Source organism: Leucobacter chromiireducens (genome assembly GCF_051993095.1).
In the GTDB taxonomy this organism is placed as follows: Bacteria; Actinomycetota; Actinomycetes; order Actinomycetales; family Microbacteriaceae; genus Leucobacter; species Leucobacter chromiireducens.
Window position 1 is genome coordinate 3,135,024 of the sequence record NZ_CP197024.1, and the last position, 21,083, is coordinate 3,156,106.

Genomic DNA, 21,083 nt, shown 5'->3' on the forward strand with positions numbered 1-21,083 from the left:
AGGGGTTAGTAGTGCATGGCCCGGTCGACCGCCTCGAGCACGCGATCCGCGTCCGGGAGGTAGAGGCCTTCAAGGTGGGCCGGGGGGAAGGGAACATCGTACCCAGACACACGCAGAACGGGTGCCTGCAGCGCCGTGAACGCGTGCTCTGAGACGTGTGCGGCGATCTCGCTGCCCACGCTCGCGCCGCCCTGCGCCTCCTGGGCGACGACAAGGCGACCCGTCTTGCGCACGGACGCGACCAGCGGGGCGTAGTCGATGGGCGAGATGCTGCGCAGGTCGATCACCTCGAGGCTCGTGCCCTCAGCATCGGCGATCTCGGCGGCCTGCAGCAGCGTCGTGACCATCGCGCCGTGCCCGACAACGGTGCAGTCGGTGCCCGCGCGAGCCACCCGGCTCTGGTGCAGTGCGGCGGCCGGCGCGACGGGATCAACCTCGCCCTTCTGCCAGTACTTCGCCTTCGGCTCGAAGAAGAGCACAGGGTCGGGAGACTGGATCGCCTGCTGGATCATCCAGTACGCGTCGTTCGCGGTGGACGGCGCCACCACGCGAAGACCGGGGGTGTGGGCGAAGTACGCCTCGGGGCTCTCCTGGTGGTGCTCGACTGCGCCGATGTGCCCGCCATAGGGCACGCGGATCACCACGGGCATCGAGATCGCGCCGTCGTGGCGGTTGGTGAGCTTCGCGAGCTGCGTGACAATCTGGTTGAACGCGGGGAAGATGAAGCCGTCAAACTGGATCTCGACGACGGGGCGGTAGCCACGCATCGCGAGGCCGATCGCGCTGCCGACGATGCCGGCCTCCGCGAGCGGGGTGTCGAGCACGCGGGCGGAGCCGAAATCAGCCTGCAGCTTGTCCGTGACGCGGAAGACGCCGCCGAGCGGGCCGATATCCTCGCCCATCAGGATGACGCTCTCGTCTGCGGCCATCGCGGCGCGCAGGCCCTCGTTGATGGCACGGGCGATGGGCAGCGTGCTCCGCTCGCTCAGCGTCTGCACGGGGCTCTCAGCCGCGGTGTTCGTGGTGTCGGTGCTCATGCGCCCACCCCCTCCTGGTTCTCGAACGAGGCCTCGTAGCGGGCAAGCCATGCCCGCTGCTCCTCGATGCGCGGGTGCTCCTCCGAGTAGACGTGCGCAAACATCGAATCAGCGGTCGGCGTGGGCAGCTGCAGAATCGCGTCGCGCGCGATCTTCGCCTCGCGGTCCGCGGTCTCGCGCACCTCCGCGAAGAAGTCGTCTCCCACGCCGAGCGCGCGCAGGTGCGTCTCGAGGCGCGCAACGGGATCGCGTTCCTCCCACCGGGCGAGCTCTTCCTCCTCGCGGTAGCGCGTGGGATCGTCGCTCGTCGTGTGCGCGCCGATCCGGTAGGTCAGTGCCTCGATGTAGCCGGGGCCCTCGCCCGAGCGCGCCAGACGCAGGAAGCGGCGTGCCACCGCATACGCGGCGAGCGGGTCGTTGCCGTCGATCTGCACGGCGCGGATGCCGAAGCCGAGCGCGCGGCGGTAGAGCGGCGTGCGCGACTGCCGTGCCACGGGCACCGAAATGGCCCAGCGGTTGTTCTGCACGACAAACACCTCGGGTGTCTGGTAGCTCGCGGCGAAGATCATCGACTCGTTCGCGTCGCCCTGGCTCGTGGTGCCATCGCCGTAGAACACGAGCGTCGCTTCGCCGGTCGCGGTGCCCGCCTCGCCCGCGTCGAGCGCGGTGTTGCCGGCGGCCCGCTTTGCGTCGAGCACCTGGCCGAGCGCGTAGCCCGTGGCGTGCTGCGTCTGGGTGCCCAGCACGAGGCTGTACAGGTGGAAGTTGCCGTGCGCGGGGTCGGTCACGTCCCAGCCGCCGTGCGTGAGGCCGCGGAACTGCGCGGCGAGATCCACGCGAGAGACCCCGCGGATGTGCGCGATCGTGTGCTCGCGGTATGCGGGGAAAATGTGGTCCTGCGGCTCGGCGGCGCGGCCGATCCCGGCCTGGCAGCCCTCCTGGCCAATGCTCGGCACCCACAGTGCGAGCTGGCCCTGCCGCTGGAGGTGCGTGCACTCGATATCGAAGGCGCGCGTGGAGACCATGTCGCGGTACCACTGCTGGAATTCTGCGACGCCCACACCCTCGAGCTCCGCCGCGTACTCGGCGGCCGTCGCCGACGGGGCATAGTTCCCCGCATCGTCGAGGAAGCGAATGGGCTCCGGGTCCTGGTGATTCATGGTGAGTACGGTGTCAGTCACGCGTCTCCTCCTTGCCGTGCGAGGTGTGCTCGCACCAGGTCGATAACGACGGGAAGGCTCTCCTCCTCGCCGACGGAGATCCGCACACCGCGGCCCGCGAATGGGCGCACGAGAGTGCCGGCCTCCGCAAAGTCTGCGGCGAGCGCGAGCGCGTCGGGAACTCCCCCGCCGGCACTCGTCTCCGGGATCCAGATGTAGTTGCCCTGCGCATCGGGCACGGCGATGCCGAGTTCGCGCAGCGCGGCCGCGAGCCGGTCGCGACGCTCCACGAGCACGGCGACGCGCTCGGCGAGCTCAGCGCGGGCCTCGGGAGTAAGGGAGGCGCGTGCGGCGCTCTCCGCAATTCCGGTCACGGAGAGCGGGATCGCAACGCTCGCTGCCGCACGGAAGATGGCGGGATCGCCCACGCCGTAGCCGATGCGCAGCCCCGCAAGCCCGTAGGCCTTCGAGAACGTGCGCAACACCACGAGGTTGGGGTGCTGCGCGAGCACGTCCTCGCCGCGGACGGCCTCCGGGTCGGTAACGAACTCACGGTAGGCCTCGTCGAGCACTACGAGGGTGTCGGCGGGCACGCGTGCCATGAAGCGTTCGAAGTCTGCGCGGCGCAGCGCCGGCCCTGTGGGGTTGTTCGGGCTGCACAGCAGGATCACACGGGTGCGTTCGGTGATGGCTTCGGCCATCGCATCGAGGTCATGTTCGGCGCTCGCGGTGAGGGGCACGCCAATGGGCTCAGCACCCGAGGCCAGGCCGAGCGAGGGATACGCTTCGAAGCTCGGCCAGGCGTAGAGGTAGGAGTCGCCGGCAGCGGCAGCGGCGTGCACGAGCTGGAAGAGGATCGCGACGGACCCGGCTGCCAGGTGCACGTGCTCAGCACCAACGCCGAACTCAGCGCCAATCTCGGCGCGCAGTTCGGGCATCCCCGCGGCGGCGTAGCGGTTCACGTCTCCGCGGGAGGCCATCGCCTCAGCGATCCCGGGGAGCGGGGGGAAAGGATTCTCGTTGCTCGACAGCTTGAACCCGGGCTTCGTGGGCGCGGCCCCCTGCCGATAGGCGGGGACTGCGAGCACATCGGCGCGGAACCGGACCGGCGGCTGGGCGTTGTCGCTCATGGGTGCCAGTGTATCGATCGGGTATCTCTGGAGCGGGATACGCCAGGGGTGCCGGAAGTGACATTCGTCACTCCGTTTCGTGACACGGCTGCACTGTTGGGGTTCCTGCGCGCCCGCGAGACTGGAATCATCCCCGCCACACGCGGGGCTTCAAACTCACCCACCATCGCTTGGAGCTCCCGTGCGCACCGCCCGCAAGATCATCCTCCGTACCCTGCTCGTGCTCGTCAGCGCCATCGTGCTGACGCTCGGCGGCACGGCCATCGGAAACGCTGTCGCGAGTGCGAACGAGGCTGCACGCCTCGTGCCGTACGGGGAGCGCGTGGACGTCGACGGCCGCGCACTGAACGTTGTGGTGAGCGGCTCGGGCGAGGAGACACTCGTGTTGCTCCCCGGTTTTGGCACCGCGGCGCCCGGGATCGACTTTGCGCCGCTCGTCGCGGAGCTCGAGCACGACTTCCGCGTCGTGGTCGTCGAGCCGTTTGGCTCCGGCCTGAGCGATGACACGGACGTGCCGCGCACGAGCGAGGCCTACGTTGAAGAAGTGCACGCGGCGCTCACCCAGCTCGGGATCGACCGCTACGCCCTGGTTGCCCACTCGATTTCCGGCGTGTACTCGCTGGAGTACGCGAACCGCTTCCCCGATGAGGTCACCGCGTTCGTGGGGATCGACAGCAGCGTGCCTGACCAGCCCGGCGCAGCTGTGGAGCTGCCCGTTGGCCTCATGCGCACGCTGAGCGTGCTCGGTCTCACTCGTCAGCTTGATGCGGCCAGCCCGGACCCGCTCGAGGGGCTGCCCTACATGGACGAGCAGCGCGAGCAGAGCCGGATCCTCACCCTGCGCAACGGCACGAACGATGCGCTTTTCAGCGAGGCGGAGCTCGCGGGAGCGAACTTCAGCGCCGCCTCAGGCACGACCTTCCCCCGAGCGCTTCCCGTGCTGCTCCTCATCGCGGAGGGCGACGACGGCGAGGTCGCGGGCTGGCAGACCCTGCACGAGGAGCAGGCGGCCGCCGTGGACCACGGCGAGGTTGTCCTCATTCCTGGCGATCACTACCTGCACCACGAGCACTCCCCCGAGATCGCTGAGCGGATCCGCGCGCTGCTCGGTTAGTCACGAACAAGCACCCTGGTCTGGGCGACGTTTTTCCTGCGACGCCCAGATCACGGTGCGAGAATGGACGCATGCGCGCCATTATTCGAATTCTCGTCAGCGCTTTCGCGCTGTGGCTCACCACGCTCATCGTCGGGGGGAGCGGCGACCACGGTGTGTGGATCAAGCCAATCGAGGCGGGCGAGTACGGCCACCTCATCACGCTGCTGCTTGTCGCGCTGCTGTTCGGCCTCGTCAACGGCACGCTCGGCCGCATCGTGCGCTTCGTCTCGATCCCGCTCTACATCATCACCTTCGGGCTGTTCGGCCTGATCGTCAACGGCATCATGATCGCGGTTGTCGCATGGATCTCGGGGCTCGCGGGCTTCGGGCTCGCAGTCGAGAGTTTCTGGTGGGGCGTGCTCGGCGCGCTCGTCCTTTCGCTCCTCTCGGGCTTCATGAACAGCCTGCTCGGCACGAAGAAGAAGCGCGGCCGCTAGCACCCATGGCCCGTAGCCGTGGGTATCTCGGGCAGACTGGGGGCATGAGCGCTCCCTTCCACGTGAACTTCGTCTGCACTGGCAACATCTGCCGCTCCCCCATGGCCGAGGTTGTGTTCCAGGAGCTCACCGAGCGCGCGGGGATCGCCTCGCGGTTCTCAGTGCGCTCAAGCGGCACCGAGGCGTGGCACACGGGCAAACCCGCTGACCCACGCACGGTCACCGCGCTGGCGGCGCGCGGGTTTGACGGCTCCGCGCACCGCGCCTCGCAGGTGTCAGACGCCGAGATTGCCGGCGACGAGCTGCTCGTCGCGCTCGCCCGCGGGCACCGTGACGCACTCCTGGCGCGCGGCGCAGATCCCGCGCGGGTGGTGCTCTTCACGGATTTCGACCCCTCCTCCCCTGCGGACCCGGATGTCTTCGACCCGTACTACGACGACCAGGCCGCCTTCGACGGCGTGCTGGAGCAGGTTGAGCGGGGCGCCGCAGAGCTCCTTACCCAGCTCCGACTCCGCCTCGGGTTCTAGCCCGCCTCACTCCGCCGAGAAGCCGCCCCGCAGCGCTCTGCGCAGGCCGTGAATTGCCCGGGCAGCGGCCCTGCGCGCCGCATGGGAGAATGGATCTGGATTGCGCGCGCCCACGGCGCTCTGCTCGTGCCCGCGCCGCACCGCCGCCGCTCGCCTCAACCCGCACGGAGACGCCATGACCCCCCTGCCCCCGCAGCCCATCAGCCCCCTCGACGGCCGCTACCGCGCCGCCGTCGCACCCCTCGGAGACACGCTCTCAGAGGCCGGGCTGAACAAGGCTCGCGTTCACGTCGAGGTTGAGTGGCTCGCCTACCTGACCGAGCACTCGCTGCTCGGCGGCACCCCCATCGCGCCCGAGCAGCTCGCGTCGCTGCGCGAGTGGGCAGCGAACTTCGGCCAGGCCGAGATCGATGAGCTCGCCGAGACCGAGAAGACCACCCAGCACGACGTGAAGGCTGTCGAGTACCTCGTGCGCGCGCGCCTCGAGGCACAGGGCCTCGGCCACCTCGCCGAGCTCACGCACGTGTGCTGCACAAGCGAGGACATCAACAACCTCTCGTACGCGCTGACGGTGAAGCAGGCGATCGCCGACGTGTGGCGCCCGCGCTTCGACTCCGTGACCTCGGAGATCGCGCGCCAGGCCGAGCAGTACCGCGAGCTGCCAATGATGAGCCGCACGCACGGTCAGCCGGCAACGCCGACGACGCTCGGCAAGGAGCTCGCGGTGTTCGTGCACCGTCTCGAGCGCCAGCTCAACCAGATCGACGACGTCGAGTACCTCGGCAAGTTCTCGGGCGCGACCGGCACCTTCGCCGCGCACCTCGCCGCGGACCCGACAACCGACTGGGCCCAGGTCTCGCAGGAGTTCGTTGAGGGACTCGGCCTCGACTGGAACCCGCTCACCACGCAGATCGAGTCGCACGACTGGCAGGCGGAGCTGTACACCCGCATTGCGCATGCCAACCGGATTCTCCACAACCTCGCAACCGATGTGTGGAGCTACATCTCGATCGGCTACTTCCGCCAGATCCCCGTCGCCGGCGCGACGGGCTCCTCGACCATGCCGCACAAGGTGAACCCGATTCGCTTCGAGAACGCAGAGGCCAACCTCGAGCTCTCGAACGCGATCCTCGATTCGCTCGCCGCAACGCTCGTTACGAGCCGCTGGCAGCGCGACCTCACCGATTCCTCGGCGCAGCGCAACATCGGCGTTGGCCTCGGCCACTCGGTGCTCGCGCTCGACAACATTCTGAAGGGGCTCGGCCAGATCGACGCGGCCCCCGAGGTGCTCGCTGCCGACCTTGACGCGAACTGGGAGGTACTCGGCGAGGCGATCCAGACCGTCATCCGCGCAGAGGTCACCGCGGGTCGATCGACGATCAGCGACCCGTACGCTGCGCTCAAGGAGCTCACGCGCGGCCGCCGTATCGGCCAGGCCGAGCTCATCGAGTTCGTCTCGGCGCTCGAGATCGGCGAGGACGCGAAGCAGCGACTGCTCGCGCTCACCCCCGCAACCTACATCGGCGACGCGACGCGTCTCCTCGATTTCCTGCAGCGCTAGTTTCTCGCGTGGGATCGCGGCCCGGGGTGTTCCACCCCGGGCCGCGCCCGTTTCGGGCGTGTGCGCACGCTCAGTGCCCGGTGCTACGCTCACAGGTGATTCATCCGATGAAAGGAGCACCGTGGCCCAGCAGGACCCCGCGGCACGTTTCGCTCGTCCACGGACGATGCACCGCTTCACGGCCCGCCGCATCACGGTGACACACGTCACCGAGATCGAGCACTTCACCCGTGTGACGTTCTCAAGCCCCGAGCTCGCTGATTGGCGCAGCACGGGCCCCGAGGATCACGCAAAGATCTTCTTCCCCGACCCGCACACGGGCGAGCTGCGCGCGCCCACGCCGGTCGGGCCAGACGCAGATGGCATCGTGCGCCCCGAGGGTGAGATGTTCGGCCGCGACTTCACCCCACTCAACGTACGCGTGGATGCGGGGTCAGGACACACAGTATTCGACCTTGATGTGCTCCGCCACGAGGATCCGGGCCCCGCCGCCCGCTGGGCGGTGCAGGCAGAGCTGGGCGATGAACTCGTGATGGTGGGCCCCCGCGGCTCCATCGCCGCGGCAGCTGAGGCCCCACGCGTGGTGTGTTTTGCCGACGAGACCGCTCTCCCCGCGGTAGCCCGCTGGATCGAATCGATGCCGCAGAACGCGCGCATCGAGGTGGTTGCTGACATCCCGGAGCCCCTCGATTGGGTCCGCCTCTACCTGGCTGCCCAGGGTGGCCGCGATGTGCCCGTCACCGCGGCGCCGGGATCACTCGACGAGGCCGCGCAGCAGCTCGACGTCGACGCCGAGACCTACGTTTTCGCCGGCGGCGAGGCCGGGCGACTCGTGCCGCTTCGCCGCTACCTCCGACGGGAGCTCGGCTTCGCGAAAGAACAGTACTCGATCAGCGGGTACTGGAAGCGCGCGGAGTCTGGCTTTGACCACCACGCACCGATCGACCCTGAGGATCCCGAAGACTAGCGGGCCAAGGACAAAAAACGGGGGGGGCGCCGGGCCCCCACCCCCGTTGTCGTTTGCTGAGGCTAGTGCCAGTTGGAGCCGTTGTCAGGCTTCTGCAGGTCCTTGCGCGCCTCGAGATCCTCGTCACTCGGCTTTCCACCGAGGCCGACCAGGGCAACCATCATCACGGAGACGATGAAACCAACGCCCAGGAAGACGAGCGCGAGCACGATGTCTCGCGTCGAGAGCAGCACGATCAGGCCGGCGAACACGCCAAGCACGGTGGAGAAGCCGAGCAGCTCAAGCGGTCGCAGGCGATCGCGACGCGAAGGGGTCACGGGATCCTGCTTGGCGGGCTCGGAAGGCTGAGTCATCTTTTGCTTTCGGGTCAGGCGAGGGGGGTACGGGCGGCGGGCGTTTCGCCCACTGCGTCACCGGCAGCACCGGCGACGCGACGCGTATCGAACGCGGAGATTCCGAGGAACACGCCCGTGAGGAGCGCGTATGCCCCGAAGAATCCAAGGATCGCGACCTGATCGTCGCGGAAGAAGAGAACGAGGAGCGCGAGCAGTACGCCGACTCCCCCCAACAGCGTCGCGTCCTGGCGGCTGCCCGGGCGCACGGTGGCACCAATGAACTCAAGCAGGGCACTCGTGAGCGCCCAGGCCGCGATAATCACCGCAAACGCGATGGGCTCCCCCGCGAACGGCAACAGCACTGCGCCGACCACTGCGATGATGCCAAGCAGCAGCGGCACGACCGTGCGGGCAGGGGCGCGCAGGGAGAACCACTCAATGCCGTGCGCAATGCCAATCGCACCGAGCGCCGCGGTGGCGACCCCGAGATCGAATCCGAGATGCTCGTGCATCGTCGCAGAGAAGGCGATGACGAGTCCCGCGATCAGCAAAACTGCGACGCGGAGCAGACGGATGGCCCGTGACGGAGTGATTTCCGGGGCCACAGATTGCGCGGACGATGACGCCACAGCAGACATGGCTCCCCTTTCGTTGACCGCGTCTAGTCTACCCCTCGTCGTCTGGGGCCGCCTCACAGGCTACAAACCGCTCGGCATGTCCTGGAAACGCGAGTAGTGCCCCTGGAACGCCACGGTGACCGTACCGGTCGGACCGTTACGCTGCTTCGCGAGAATGAAGTCTGCTTCGCCGGCGCGCGGGCTGTCCCGATCGCCCACAGCCTCACGGTGCAGCAGGATGACCATATCCGCGTCCTGCTCAAGCGAGCCGGACTCTCGCAGGTCGCTGATTGCGGGCATCTTGTCGGCACGCTGCTCAGACGCACGGTTCAGCTGCGACAGTGCGATGACGGGAACGTCGAGCTCCTTCGAGAGCAGCTTCAGCGCTCGCGAGAACTCCGACACCTCTTGCTGGCGGCTCTCGCTCTTCTTTCCACTCGAGAGCAGCTGCAGGTAGTCAATCACCACCATGCGCAGGCCGTGCTGCTGCTTCAAGCGTCGGCACTTCGCCCGGATCTCCACGAGCGTGAGGTTGGGGCTGTCGTCGATGTAAAGCGGCGCCTCTGCCACACGGGCTTGTGTTGCCGCGAGCTTCTGGAAGTCACGATTGTCGAGCGCGCCCTTTCGGAGCGTCTGCATGGGGATGCTCGCCTCTGCCGCGAGGAGTCGCATGGCGATCTCCGCGCGGCCCATCTCGAGCGAGAAGAACACGGTGGGCGCGTTCGCGTGCACCGAGGCGTTGCGCGCAACGTCCATCGCGAGGGTCGACTTACCCATTGCCGGGCGCGCCGCGATGATGATCATCTGGCCGCCCGCAAAACCATTCGTCATCGCGTCGAGCTCACTGAAGCCCGTGGGCACGCCGAGCATGCCGTCAGACGCACCGTTCGCCTTGTTGATCTCCTCAAGCGCAGCGTCAACCGCAAGGTGCAGGGGCACGTAGTCTTCGCCCTGCGCTTCGCCGGTCACGCCGTAGATCTCAGACTGAGCAACGTTGACGAGATCAATAGCCTCGCCCTCACCGGCGTAACCCATCTGCACGATGCGCGTCCCCGCCTCAACGAGGCGACGCAGCAGCGCTTTCTCCGCAACGATCTCGGCGTAGAAGCTGGCGTTTGCTGCGGTGGGCACAATGCTCGTGACAGTGTGCAGGTACTCGGCTCCGCCTGCTCGCTGCAGCTCACCGGTCTTGGTGAGTTCGTCAGTCACCGTAATCACGTCGGTGGGCTCTCCCCTGGAGTATAGAGAGAGCACCGCCTCGTAGATCACCTCGTGCTTGGGCACGTAGAAGTCGCCGCCCTTGAGCAGGCCGGTGACGTCAGCAACGGCGTCCTTCGAGAGCAGCATGCCACCGAGTGCGCTCTGCTCCGCGAGCAGATCGTACGGCGGCGTGCGCTCGTGTCCGCGCGAGGAATCCTCGCCGGCGGGATCAGCGATCCCGAGATGTGCGATCGACACTCGATCACTCCTTTTCGCTGCAGCGGGTCCGGTGCACAATGATCAAACCTCGGACCCCAGACATTCACGGTACGGGCACCTTGCGCGAGCGCCAAGCACCCACGCCGCAAGCCTGTGGATAACTCTGTGTGTAACTCGCCGGTTTGTGCCACATCTTTTCCACAATCCTGGGGACAACTTGTGGATGACTGTTGGTGAGTTTCCCAGAAATATGCCTTGATCGGGGATTCTACTTTTCCACAGGCAGAAAGTTATTCAACCCTCAGGTGGGAGTTGAGGGTGTGGATCAGCGGACTCGATGTGGACAAGTACCTGGCGACGGGGCCGAATGTCAATCCCGCCACGCCCATTTCTGACAATTTCTTGTCACTTCGTGTTCACGCGCTCGGGCGTGTCGCGTGCGCCGAGCACATGCCTGAGAAAACACGAGCGGGGTGGCAGTCCCGAAGGACCACCACCCCGCTCGAAAAGCGTGCTTAGCGCTGCGAAATCACCTGGAGGGTGATCTCTGCGTCGACACCCTCGTGGAGGTGAACAATCGCCTTGTACTCGCCAGTCGACTTGATCGACGGGACGGTCACCTTGCGCTTGTCGATCTCGCCGAGACCTGCAGCGGAGACAGCAGCGGCAACCGCAGCCGGCTTCACCGAGCCGAAGAGACGGCCACCGGTGCCGGTCTTCGCCTGGAGGCGGATCTTGCCCTCCTGGAGCTTGGCCTTGAGCGCCTGAGCGTCCTCGACCGAAGCGAGCGCACGAGCCTCGCGGGCCTTGCGGAGCTGCGCAACCTGGGCCTCGCCACCGCGGGTCCAGTGCACACCGTAGCCCTGGGGCACGAGGTAGTTGCGTGCGTAGCCGGTCTTGACGTCAACGACGTCGCCAGCGGAACCGAGGCCCTGGACCTCGTTCGTGAGAATAACCTTCGCCATGATTCTCGTTCTCCTTAGCGGCCGGAGCCGGCGTAGGGGAGGAGTGCCATCTCGCGGGCGTTCTTCACGGCCTTTGCGATGAGTCGCTGCTCCTGCACGGACACGCCGGTGATCCGACGGGCGCGGATCTTCCCACGCTCAGAAATGAACTTGCGAAGCGTCGCGACGTCCTTGTAGTCGATGACGCCCACGGTCTGCTTCTTGGCGGGTGCGACGACCTTTGCGTTCTTGCCGCGACCCGGCTTGCGGCCTGCGCCGCTGGACTTGCCTGCCATAGTTGGTCTCTTTTCATGTGATGCCCCGGGCTGGCCCGGAACAAGAAGTTGATGCTCGCCGTCTGAGAGAACGGGAGGGTGCGCGCCGCCTGGCGGCGCGGAGGCTGCCTAGAAGGGCTGCTCGTCGTCGAAGCCGCCGCCGAAACCGCCACCAGCGGAGCCACCCTGAGCGGGCTGGCCGCCCCAGGGGTTGTCCTGCTGCGGCTGCTGCGGAGCTGCTGCGGGCTGACCCCAGCTGCTCTGCCCGGCGGGCTGACCGCTTCCGCCGCCGAATCCGCCGACCTGGCCGCGGGACTGCCCACGGGAGATCTGCACGGTGGCGAAACGGAGCGACGGGCCAATCTCCTCGACCTCAAGGTCGAGTGACGTGCGCTGCTGCCCCTGGTTATCGGTGTAGCTGCGCTGCGTGAGACGGCCCTGAACGATGACGCGTGCGCCCTTCGTCAGGGAAGCGGCGATGTTGTCGGCGTACTCACCGTACGCGCGGCAACCGAGCCACAGCGGTTCGCCGTCCGACCAGTCACCCGACTGACGGTCACGCACGCGCGGCGTCGAGGCGATCCGAAAGGTCACCCACGACTTGCCGGCCTGGCTCACGCGAGGCTCGGGGTCGGCAACGAGGTTACCGACGACAGTGATCAGCGGCTCGCCGGCCATGAGCTACGCGCCCACCTTCGCGGCGCGAGCCGCCTTGGCCTGCTCGTGCTTCGCCTGCGCTGCGCGCTGTGCGATGAGCTCGTCAGAGCGGAGCACCTTGGTGCGGAGCACTGCCTCGGACAGGCCGAGCTGACGGTCGAGCTCCGCGGTAGCCTCGTGCGACGCGGTGAAGTTCACCACGACGTAGATGCCCTCGGACTGCTTCTTGATCTCGTAGGCAAGACGACGCTTGCCCCAGATGTCGACGTTCTCGATCTCGCCGCCCGCGTTGCGGATGACGCCGAGGAACTTCTCCATGCTGGGGGCCACGGTGCGCTCGTCGATACCCGGATCGAGGATCACCATGAGTTCATACGGATGCATTAACTGACCCACCTCCTTCGGACTTCACGGCCACAGGATTTCTGTGGCAGGAGGGTGTTTGTGCATCGTGCCGGTGCGTTCCGAAGGGTACGGCGCACACAGACAACCCGGAAAGCTTATCACTTTCTCGCGCTCCACGGGGGCCAGACAGGCGGCTTCTCCGGAAAGACGCGAGGGAGCGTCGCGCCGGCGCGTGTGGCACCGGCACGGCGCTTCGGCTCGCCTACGCTGAGGCCATGCGGATTGCGCTCGTCTCCATGCACACCTCGCCTGCTGCGGTGCCGGGCAGCGGCGATGCCGGCGGTATGAACGTCGTCGTTGCACAGGCGGCACGGGCCCTCTCACGCGCCGGTCACGACGTAACAGCGTTCACTCGCGCAAGTGCAGCACAGCCCAGTGGCTGCAGCGACCTCGGCGATGGCGCCACACTCGTGTCGCTTTCCGCGGGCAGCGTCGACGCGCGCAAGGAGGCACTCCCCAGGCTGGTCCCCGAGTTCGCGCGGGCACTTCGCGATCACGGCACCTTTGATGCCGTGCACGCGCACTACTGGCTGAGCGGGATCGCGGCCTTGCCGCTTGCTGCCCAGAGCGGGGTCACTGCGGCGCTCACCCTACATACCGTCGGCGCCCAGAAGAACGCTCGGCTCGCGCCGGGGGATCGTCCCGAACCGCCCACGCGCTTGGCAGGTGAGCGCGCGCTCACCCATCTGACCCAGCTCATCGCGTGCAGCACCAGTGAGCGCGAGGCCATCGTCTCCGGCTCCGGGGCCTCGCGGCGCGGGATTCCCGTGGTGACCCCCGGGGTCGACACTGCGCTCTTCCGCCCCCGCGACGACACCACTGCGGCTCGGGATCCCGAGAGGCCGCTGCGCATCACGGTGCTCGGGCGTGTGCAGCCCCTCAAAGGGCAAGACCTCGCGGTGGCTGCAGCGGCGGAGCTCGCGCGTCAGGATCCCGCGCTGTGGGCACGATGCGAACTGGTTGTGGCGGGGGAGCCGACGCCTGGCGCGGAGCAGTACGCCGCAGAACTCCGCGTACTTGCCGCGCGTGAGGGGATCGCGGACCGCGTGCGTTTCCTCCCCGCGCAGGATCGGGCGGCAGCGGCCGCTCTCTTCGCAGACAGCGCGCTCGTCCTCGTTCCCTCGCACTCGGAAACTTTCGGGCTGGTCGCGCTCGAGGCCGCGGCCGCCGGGGTTCCCGCGGTCGTCGCGGCGCACACTGGGCTGCTCGAGGCGACGCCGCCCGGAGAGGCGGGCGTGCGGGTCGTGGGGCGTCAGCCTCGCGAATGGGCCCGGGTATTGGGGGAGCTGCTGCATGACCCCGCCCGGCGGAGCGAGCTGGGCCGGGCGGCCCGAGCACACGCGCTCTCCCATAGCTGGGACGCGCACGCCGCGCAGCTCACCGAGGTGTATGCCCGCCTGCGCGTCTCACGCAACGACTAGCCCATACCCGAATCCGCATATTCAAAGTCTGGAATAGATCAAGGGGGTTTTCGCTTCCTCGCACCATTCCGATCCCGGAATATGCGTGTGGGGCCCGGCGAAACTCGCCGGGCCCCACATCACACCTCGCAGAAGCTATGCCGCGGGATCCGCGAGGAACTCCTCAAGTTCGGTGCGCGCCGCATGATCCGGCTTCTGTACGGGGGGCGACTTCATGAAGTACGCGGAGGCCGCCTCGACGGGGCCGCCGATGCCGCGCTCACGCGCAACGTGCGCAATGCGGATCGCGTCGATCATCGTGCCGGCCGAGTTGGGGGAGTCCCACACCTCGAGCTTGTACTCCAGGCTCATGGGGACATCACCGAAGCCCCGCCCCTCCAGCCGAACGAAGGCGAACTTCCGATCCTCAAGCCACGGCACGTGGTCGCTCGGCCCGATGTGCACGTCCTCGTCCGAGAGGTTCACATCAAGGTTCGAGGTGACGGCCTGCGTCTTCGAGATCTTCTTCGACTTCAGGCGGCTGCGCTCAAGCATGTTCTTGAAGTCCATGTTGCCGCCCACATTGAGCTGGTAGGTGTGATCGAGGGCGATGCCGCGGCTCTCCATCAGGCGCGCAAGAACGCGGTGCGTGATCGTTGCACCCACCTGGCTCTTGATGTCGTCGCCGACAATGGGCACGCCTGCCGCAACAAACTTTGCAGCCCACTCCGGGTCGCTCGCCACGAACACGGGCACAGCGTTCACGAACGCGACGCCGGCGTCGAGCGCGGCCTGCGCGTAGAACTTCACGGCCTCTTCGCTGCCCACCGGCAGGTAGCACGCCAGCACGTCAGCGCCAGAATCGCGCAGCACCTGCGCAACATCGACCGGCTCAGCGGCGGACTCTTCGACCGCGTCACGGTAGTACTCGCCGAGGCCATCGAACGTGGGCCCGCGCTGCACCGTGATCCCGATCTCCGGAACGTCCGAGAACTTGATGGTGTTGTTGTGCCCCGCCCAGATGGCCTCACCCAGGTCGAGCCCAACCTTTGCAGCGTCAACCTCGAACGCCGCAACGAACTCAAGGTCGGACACGTGGTGACCGCCCAGACGGACGTGCATCAGGCCCGGAACCTGCTCGTCTTCGGCGGCTCCGCGGTAATACTCCACGCCCTGAACGAGCGAGCTCACGCAGTTGCCAACGCCCGCGAGGGCTACCTTCACAGTCATCGAACCCCTGTTCCTCACGATTTCAGGCGCGGCGCGCCCGAGGGAAGAGTCTACTCCGCCTGGCTCGGCGCGTCTGCCGGGAGCGTTCGCAGGCGGAACAGCTCGCGGGACGAGATCGGCTGACGCTGCCCGCCCACGTGCACGATGTCGTCCCCATCAACAGTCAGTTGGGTAACGTGCGAGCGCAGCGCGGCGACCTTTCGATCACTCCACGCATCGATCTCGTGCGTCTCCACCAGCTCCGACTCCGCGTCTGCCGCGGTGTCATCCGCGATCTCCCAGAACGGCAGCCCCAGCGCGGCGGCGACCGCACGCGCGATGCGGTGCGCGAACACATGGTCGGGGTGACCGTAGCCGCCCCCATCGTCATAGCTCACGATGCCCTGAGCGCCGGCATCGTGCGCCGCGGCCAGCAGATCGTTGAGCGCTTCGACGGCAGGCGCACTGGTGAGCGCGTCCGCGCTCGCGTCAGGGGCGGCGGTCGCCCGGCCGTCCGGGCCCCAGCTCATGCCCGAGTCCTCGTAGATCGCCGGCGGGTAGCCCGCAGCTCGCGCGGGCTCGACCCCGAGGAAGACGTGCCGCTCGATCCCCAGCATGAAAAGCGCGGCGGCGAGTTCGCCCTGGCGGTGCGGTGCCAGCCCATCCGTGCCCTGCAGGTGCTGGAACGGCCCGTCAACGACCTCACCGCGCTCGCCGCGCGTGAGGGTCACCAGCAGCGGCTCCCGACCGGCGCTCGCAAGCCCGGCAAGGGTGCCACCCGTAGTGATCGATTCGTCATCCGGGTGTGCGTGCACGAACATGACACGGGGTCGACCCCCGAACCAGGTGGTGGGGTTCGACGCGTCGTATGCGTTCTCGGTCGTTTCCATGCTCAGCTCTTCTTTCCTGACGCTCATGCTCGCGGGGTCGTCGTTCGCTTCGTCGCTCACGCGACGTCCTGCTCCGCGTACCAGGCCCGCAACCGCTCCTCGGCGGCCTCCGGCCCGATCGGCCCCTCGTCGAGGCGCACGTCGAGCAGGAACTTGTATGCCCGGCCCACCAGCGGCCCCGGAGGGATCTCAAGGATTGCCATGATCTGCGCGCCGTCGAGCTCCGGGCGTACCGCCGCAAGCTCCTCGGCGGCGGCGAGTTCGTCGATGCGGCGCTCGATGTCGTCATAGGCGTGGTCGAGGCGCTCCGCCTTCCGGCGATTGCGTGTCGTCACGTCAGCGCGCGTGAGGATGTGGAGTTGCTCGAGCTCGTCTCCTGCATCACGCACGTACCGCCGCACCGCGGCGTCAGTCCACGGCTGGTCGCTGTACCCAAAGAAACGCAGATGCAGCTCGATCAGACGTGCCGCGCGCTTGATGGTGTCGTTGTCGAAGCGCAGCTCGCGCAAGCGCTTCTTCGCGAGCTTCGCGCCCACGACATCGTGGTGGTGGAACGTGACCCCGCCGCGCTCGAAGCGACGCGTTGCGGGCTTCCCAATGTCGTGCAGCAGCGCGGCAAGCCGCAGCACGATGTCGGGAGCAGTGACGTCCGCGGGGCGACGATCCTGCTCCAGCTGGATGGCTTGCCGCAGCACGGTGAGGCTGTGCTCGTAGACGTCCTTGTGTCGCCCGTGGTCATCCTGCGTTGCCTGCAGCGCGGTGAGCTCGGGGAGGAATCGCTCCGCGAGCCCCGTGTCGACGAGCAGCCGTATCCCGGGCACCGGATCGTTCGTGCCGAGCAGCTTCACCAGCTCGTCACGGATCCGCTCGGCGGAGATGATGTCGAGCCGCTCGGCGTATTCCGCCATCGCCGACTGCGTCTCCGCCGCCACTTCGAACCCGAGCTGCGCCGCGAAACGAGCTGCGCGCAACATGCGCAGCGGGTCATCAGTGAAGGAGGCCGACGGCGCCCCGGGCGTGTGGATGCGCCCAGCCAGCAGATCCTCGACGCCACCCGACACATCCACGAGGCGCATATCGGGCAGCATGAGTGCGAGGGCGTTGATCGTGAAGTCGCGGCGCACGAGATCACCCTCGATCGTGTCGCCGTAGCTCACGCTCGGCTTCCGCGAATCTTCGCGGTACACCTCCGCGCGATACGTGGTGATCTCCACGACCTCGCCGTTCACGCGCGCAGCAATCGTGCCGAAGTCCCGGCCAACATCCCACACATTGCCGCTCAGTTCGTCGAGGATCTCGCGCGTCTGCTCGGGGCGCGCGGACGTCGTGAAGTCGAGGTCCGTCACTGCGCGGCCCAGCATCGCATCGCGAACGGGCCCGCCGACGAGGGCGAACTCGTGTCCTCGCGCGGCAAAAGCCTTGGCGAGGGAAGCGACGGGTGCGGAGGCGGCGATGGCACGCAGGGCGTCCATGGACTCGGCAAGGGAAAGCATCCCCCCAGGGTACCTGGGCCTGGATCCCAGAGCTGGTCTTTAGACTGGAGCGTATGGCCCGAGTTCCCCTGTTCCGCGCATTCACCGCGACGATGCTCGCGCTCGGAGTCGCGGTCGGCGGTCACCTCGCGCTGGGCCCCGCAGCAGCGCAGGCACACGCGCGTTTCACGGCAGATGTCTCGCGCACCGCGGCTGCCGACGCTGACGCCGCAGACGAGGACACGGACACGGTCGATCAGCCCGAAGAGCTCGCCTCCCTCGTCATCGCAGCGAGCGACCCGGTACTCCGTCCCGAGACGGAAACACTTGAGCTCGCGATCCTGATCCAAAATCCGAGCTCGGAACCTATTCCCGCGGGGGAACTGGTCGTGGAGATCGCCACCGAGGCGGTTGCTGATGCGGCCGGCCTCGCGGAAGAACCCGCGGGGAGTCTGTCCCCGCTCGGCACGCTCAACGTAGGTGCGACGCAAGCGGGGAAGAGTCAGGCGCTCACGCTCACAGTGCCGCGCGCGGATGTCGCGCTCACGGCGAGCACCCCGTTTGGTGTGCACCTGCTCCGCGCCGAGCTGCGCGCAGAAGACGAGGGGGATCCCGAACCTACCGATTCCGACGCGGATGCCGCCACGCAGCACAATGCGGGAGAGTCTGCGGAGTCCTCTGACTCATCGGATTCGGACGCCGAGACGGCCGACGCTCCCGCGGATCCGCTCCTCACCGCCACCACCCCGATTGTGTGGCACGGGCCGGAGCAGACCACCACGGGAGCGGGCTCGCGCGCGGCGGCGCACAAGACCCCAACGGTGCAGCTCGGCGTCATCGTGCCGCTGGTCTTCCCCGATGAGATTCGCACACTCCCCACGCGGGGTCAGCTGGAGGCGCTCACGCCGGAGTGGGATCGGCTCCTCACCGAGGCGCGGACGCAGCGGGCAACGCTCGCGATCGATCCCCGTGTCATCGCTGGGATTCGCGCATACGGCGAGGAGGCGCCCGAGAACTCGCGCCTCTTCCTCGAGCGCCTCACCGCACTCGACCTCCCGGTGTTCCTGCTGCAGTTCGCTGATGCAGACCCGGCGGCTCAGGCTGCGCTCGGCTTCTCAAAACTCCTCGCACCCTCGAGCCTCGATTTTGTGACTCGATTTGGATCTTTCCCAGCGCCCGCAGGCCCCACGCCTGCCGACGGTAAACCGGAAACGACCCCCACTGAGCAGGCCCCCGCGACGGCGGATGACGCAGCTCCGGCGGAAACTTCCGACGCACCAGCAGGTGCCGACGACGCGAGTGGCCCCCAGCCGGCAAGCGCCCCAACACTTCCCGAGCTTCTCGCGTGGGAGCCAGCTTCACGCATCGCCTGGCCCGCGGAGGGCTCGGTGAACGCGGACACGCTTGAGTTTCTGAGGAGCAACGGCATCACCACCACCGTGGTGAGCTCAAGCAACGCGGGGCTCACGGGTGGGCCCCGCGCACAGCTCGGCGACGGCACAGCGTATGTCGCCGATGCGAGTCTGAGCGCGGCCGCACGCGATGCGCTCACCGGAGGCACGTCGGCTGAACGGGCCGCGGGCGCGGCACGACTTGCGGCTCAGCTTGCGCTCGCCGCGCAGCACTCGCAGCCGGGTGTGCTGCTCGCGCTCGACCGCGGCGCAGTCGCAAACGCCGAGCAACCGAGCGCCCTGCTCGAGCAGCTCAGCACTTTCGACTGGCTTGAGCAGACGCCGCTCGCCGAACTCCCACAGGGCACGGCGAAGCTGCGCTCGGGGGACACACTCGAGGAGCGCCGCGAACTGCTGCGTGCCGCAGTGGGCCGCGAGTCTTCCGTCACACAGATCGGCGCGGTGCTCGTCAACCCTGAGTATCTGAGCGGCTACCAGCGCACGCGCCTGCTGGAGTTGTTTGCTACCAGGCATGGTGCGCCCGATGCAGACTTCGCGGACGTGGCAGCCGCCTACCGCGCGCGCGACGCCGAGCTCCTCGAGGGCGTGCAGGCGGTCAGCACCGAGCATGTACAGCTCGTGGGCACATCTACCCGTTTCCCCGTGCAGTTGCGCAACACGCTTCCCTTCGATGCGCGCGTGCGTGTGGACGTCAATCCCGCGTCTGCTGCGCTCTCCCTCAGCGAGCACAGCTTTCCGGACGTGATTATTCCCGCGGAGGGCAACCAGCAGTTGCTCGTGCCGGTACACAGTCGGGTGTCTTCCGGCGAGTCCGGACTGGTCGTAACGATCTCCGCAACTGACGGTGATCCGACGGTGTTCACCGGCACTCTCTCCATCTCAATCCGCAGCTCGATTGAATCGATCGCGCTGTGGACGCTCGGCGGGCTTGCGGCTGCGCTGCTCGGCTTTGGGATTTGGCGGAGCCTCCGCCAACGTGCCCGCGCCCAGTCCGCTTCCGAGGCCGTCACCAGCGAGCAGGAATAGCGCAAGCCTAGGATGGGTTGTACCCCCTGAACGGTCGATCCGCGACCGTGATTCATCAGCAATGCGTGCGAGGAGCCTCATGCAGCAGATCATCATCATCGGTTCCGGCCCCGCCGGCTTCACCGCCGCGATTTACGCGGCCCGCGCTGGCCTGAAACCGCTGCTCTTTGCAAGCGCTATCGGCATCGGCGGCGAACTGATGAACACGACCGAGGTGGAGAATTTCCCGGGCTTCCCGGAGGGCATCCAGGGCCCCGAGCTCATGCAGCGTATGCAGGAGCAGGCAGAGAAGTTCGGCACCGAGGTTGTCTACGACGACATCACCGAGGTCGATTTCTCGGGCGACGTGAAGCGTGTCACCGCGGGTGACGGCAGCGTGCACGAAGCGCTCACCGTGATCTACGCGACCGGCTCCGCCTACCGCAAGATCGGTCTCGCTGATGAGGATCGCCTCTCAGGACACGGCGTGTCCTGGTGCGCCACCTGCGACGGTTTCTTCTTCCGTGAGAAGACGATCGCGGTGGTCGGCGGCGGCGACTCTGCGATGGAGGAGGCGACCTTCCTCACGCGCTTCGCCGACAAGGTCTACGTGATCCATCGCCGCAGCGAGCTCAAGGCATCGAAGATCATGCAGCAGCGTGCGTTCGACAACGAGAAGATCGAGTTCGTGTGGGATTCCGAGGTTTCGGCAATCCACGGCGAGTCCGAGGTCGAGGGTGTCACACTCCGCAGCACGGTCGATGGTTCCGAGCGCGAGCTCGCGATTCAGGGCCTCTTTGTGGCGATCGGCAACGATCCGCGCACGCACCTCGTGCACGGCAAGCTCGATCTCACGGAGGAGGGCACCATCGCCGTCGAGGGCCGCAGCTCGAAGACCTCGGTTCCCGGGGTCTTCGCCGCCGGCGACGTCACCGATCCGCACTACCGCCAGGCCATCACCGCTGCCGCATCTGGCACGGTCGCCGCACTCGACGCCGAGGCCTTCCTCGCGCTGCTTGAGCAGAAGAATCCGGAGCTCGCCGCCGTCTGATCGGCAGCGCCCAATTT

21 protein-coding genes are annotated in these 21,083 nt (G+C 67.4%); 8 read left to right on the forward strand and 13 right to left on the reverse strand.

Going from position 1 to position 21,083, the window contains the following annotated elements; genetic code table 11:
- Nucleotides 1–5: 5 nt before the first annotated feature.
- Genes ACR81A_RS14205 through ACR81A_RS14215 form a run of 3 tightly spaced genes read right to left on the reverse strand, consistent with a single transcriptional unit; the run spans nucleotide 6 to nucleotide 3,327 of the window.
- Complete coding sequence (locus ACR81A_RS14205; protein WP_440312174.1) at nucleotides 6–1,037, reverse strand: alpha-ketoacid dehydrogenase subunit beta; 1,032 nt, start codon at nucleotides 1,035–1,037, stop codon at nucleotides 6–8.
- Nucleotides 1,034–2,197, reverse strand: a complete 1,164-nt coding sequence (locus ACR81A_RS14210) for a thiamine pyrophosphate-dependent enzyme (RefSeq protein ID WP_202381466.1) — start codon at nucleotides 2,195–2,197, stop codon at nucleotides 1,034–1,036. The genes ACR81A_RS14205 and ACR81A_RS14210 overlap by 4 nt, the downstream gene beginning before the upstream one ends.
- A gap of 17 nt (nucleotides 2,198–2,214) precedes the next feature.
- Nucleotides 2,215–3,327 carry a histidinol-phosphate transaminase gene (locus ACR81A_RS14215; RefSeq protein WP_440312175.1) on the reverse strand — a complete coding sequence of 371 codons (1,113 nt, stop codon included), beginning with the start codon at nucleotides 3,325–3,327 and terminating at the stop codon, nucleotides 2,215–2,217.
- A 181-nt stretch (nucleotides 3,328–3,508) separates the two neighbouring features.
- Here ACR81A_RS14215 and ACR81A_RS14220 point away from each other — a divergent pair, with 181 nt between their 5' ends.
- From ACR81A_RS14220 to ACR81A_RS14240, 5 genes are all read left to right on the forward strand, one after another.
- Nucleotides 3,509–4,441: an alpha/beta fold hydrolase gene (locus ACR81A_RS14220; protein ID WP_440312176.1), complete on the forward strand. Its 933-nt coding sequence runs from the start codon at nucleotides 3,509–3,511 to the stop codon at nucleotides 4,439–4,441.
- Between the two features lie 71 nt (nucleotides 4,442–4,512).
- A complete protein-coding gene (locus tag ACR81A_RS14225; RefSeq protein ID WP_202380531.1) occupies nucleotides 4,513–4,920 on the forward strand; it encodes a phage holin family protein in 408 nt (135 codons plus the stop codon).
- Between the two features lie 44 nt (nucleotides 4,921–4,964).
- Entirely contained in the window at nucleotides 4,965–5,447 is a 483-nt protein-coding gene (locus ACR81A_RS14230; protein WP_202380530.1) for a low molecular weight protein-tyrosine-phosphatase, read from the forward strand.
- Nucleotides 5,448–5,622: 175 nt separating this feature from the next.
- The gene (gene purB / locus ACR81A_RS14235; RefSeq protein WP_440312177.1) at nucleotides 5,623–7,008 is read left to right on the forward strand and encodes an adenylosuccinate lyase; all 1,386 of its coding nucleotides are present in this window, start codon (nucleotides 5,623–5,625) and stop codon (nucleotides 7,006–7,008) included.
- A gap of 121 nt (nucleotides 7,009–7,129) precedes the next feature.
- The gene (locus tag ACR81A_RS14240) at nucleotides 7,130–7,975 is read left to right on the forward strand and encodes an SIP domain-containing protein (RefSeq protein WP_202380528.1); all 846 of its coding nucleotides are present in this window, start codon (nucleotides 7,130–7,132) and stop codon (nucleotides 7,973–7,975) included.
- 62 nt (nucleotides 7,976–8,037) lie between these two features.
- Here the strand turns inward: ACR81A_RS14240 and ACR81A_RS14245 are convergent, their stop codons facing one another.
- The 7 genes from ACR81A_RS14245 to rpsF all read right to left on the reverse strand — a co-directional run bounded on the left by ACR81A_RS14245 (nucleotide 8,038) and on the right by rpsF (nucleotide 12,606).
- Nucleotides 8,038–8,328 carry an ABC transporter ATP-binding protein gene (locus tag ACR81A_RS14245; protein WP_202380527.1) on the reverse strand — a complete coding sequence of 97 codons (291 nt, stop codon included), beginning with the start codon at nucleotides 8,326–8,328 and terminating at the stop codon, nucleotides 8,038–8,040.
- Between the two features lie 14 nt (nucleotides 8,329–8,342).
- Nucleotides 8,343–8,948, reverse strand: a complete 606-nt coding sequence (locus tag ACR81A_RS14250) for a hypothetical protein (RefSeq protein WP_440312178.1) — start codon at nucleotides 8,946–8,948, stop codon at nucleotides 8,343–8,345.
- A gap of 60 nt (nucleotides 8,949–9,008) precedes the next feature.
- Nucleotides 9,009–10,385, reverse strand: a complete 1,377-nt coding sequence (gene dnaB / locus ACR81A_RS14255; protein WP_202380525.1) for a replicative DNA helicase — start codon at nucleotides 10,383–10,385, stop codon at nucleotides 9,009–9,011.
- A gap of 476 nt (nucleotides 10,386–10,861) precedes the next feature.
- Complete coding sequence (gene rplI / locus ACR81A_RS14260) at nucleotides 10,862–11,311, reverse strand: 50S ribosomal protein L9 (RefSeq protein WP_202380524.1); 450 nt, start codon at nucleotides 11,309–11,311, stop codon at nucleotides 10,862–10,864.
- A gap of 14 nt (nucleotides 11,312–11,325) precedes the next feature.
- Nucleotides 11,326–11,586, reverse strand: coding sequence for a 30S ribosomal protein S18 (gene rpsR / locus ACR81A_RS14265; protein WP_025133395.1), 261 nt, complete (start codon nucleotides 11,584–11,586; stop codon nucleotides 11,326–11,328).
- A 108-nt stretch (nucleotides 11,587–11,694) separates the two neighbouring features.
- The gene (ssb, locus tag ACR81A_RS14270; protein ID WP_202380523.1) at nucleotides 11,695–12,243 is read right to left on the reverse strand and encodes a single-stranded DNA-binding protein; all 549 of its coding nucleotides are present in this window, start codon (nucleotides 12,241–12,243) and stop codon (nucleotides 11,695–11,697) included.
- 3 nt (nucleotides 12,244–12,246) lie between these two features.
- Nucleotides 12,247–12,606, reverse strand: a complete 360-nt coding sequence (gene rpsF, locus ACR81A_RS14275; protein ID WP_025133393.1) for a 30S ribosomal protein S6 — start codon at nucleotides 12,604–12,606, stop codon at nucleotides 12,247–12,249.
- Between the two features lie 236 nt (nucleotides 12,607–12,842).
- On the opposite strand from rpsF, the gene ACR81A_RS14280 reads away from it, so the two are divergent.
- Entirely contained in the window at nucleotides 12,843–14,048 is a 1,206-nt protein-coding gene (locus tag ACR81A_RS14280) for a glycosyltransferase (protein ID WP_440312179.1), read from the forward strand.
- Between the two features lie 135 nt (nucleotides 14,049–14,183).
- Here ACR81A_RS14280 and ACR81A_RS14285 read toward each other — a convergent pair whose 3' ends face one another.
- From ACR81A_RS14285 to ACR81A_RS14295, 3 genes are read right to left on the reverse strand one after another with little or no spacing between them, the layout of a single operon-like run.
- Nucleotides 14,184–15,257: an inositol-3-phosphate synthase gene (locus tag ACR81A_RS14285; protein WP_202380521.1), complete on the reverse strand. Its 1,074-nt coding sequence runs from the start codon at nucleotides 15,255–15,257 to the stop codon at nucleotides 14,184–14,186.
- Between the two features lie 50 nt (nucleotides 15,258–15,307).
- Nucleotides 15,308–16,186, reverse strand: coding sequence for a PIG-L family deacetylase (locus ACR81A_RS14290; RefSeq protein ID WP_440312180.1), 879 nt, complete (start codon nucleotides 16,184–16,186; stop codon nucleotides 15,308–15,310).
- Nucleotides 16,183–17,619, reverse strand: a complete 1,437-nt coding sequence (locus ACR81A_RS14295) for a CCA tRNA nucleotidyltransferase (RefSeq protein ID WP_440312181.1) — start codon at nucleotides 17,617–17,619, stop codon at nucleotides 16,183–16,185. The genes ACR81A_RS14290 and ACR81A_RS14295 overlap by 4 nt, the downstream gene beginning before the upstream one ends.
- A gap of 53 nt (nucleotides 17,620–17,672) precedes the next feature.
- Between ACR81A_RS14295 and ACR81A_RS14300 the strand changes: the two genes are divergently transcribed.
- Together ACR81A_RS14300 and trxB are read left to right on the forward strand one after the other, a co-directional pair.
- The gene (locus ACR81A_RS14300) at nucleotides 17,673–20,036 is read left to right on the forward strand and encodes a DUF6049 family protein (RefSeq protein WP_440312182.1); all 2,364 of its coding nucleotides are present in this window, start codon (nucleotides 17,673–17,675) and stop codon (nucleotides 20,034–20,036) included.
- A gap of 79 nt (nucleotides 20,037–20,115) precedes the next feature.
- The gene (trxB, locus tag ACR81A_RS14305) at nucleotides 20,116–21,066 is read left to right on the forward strand and encodes a thioredoxin-disulfide reductase (RefSeq protein ID WP_202380518.1); all 951 of its coding nucleotides are present in this window, start codon (nucleotides 20,116–20,118) and stop codon (nucleotides 21,064–21,066) included.
- Nucleotides 21,067–21,083 lie beyond the last annotated feature (17 nt).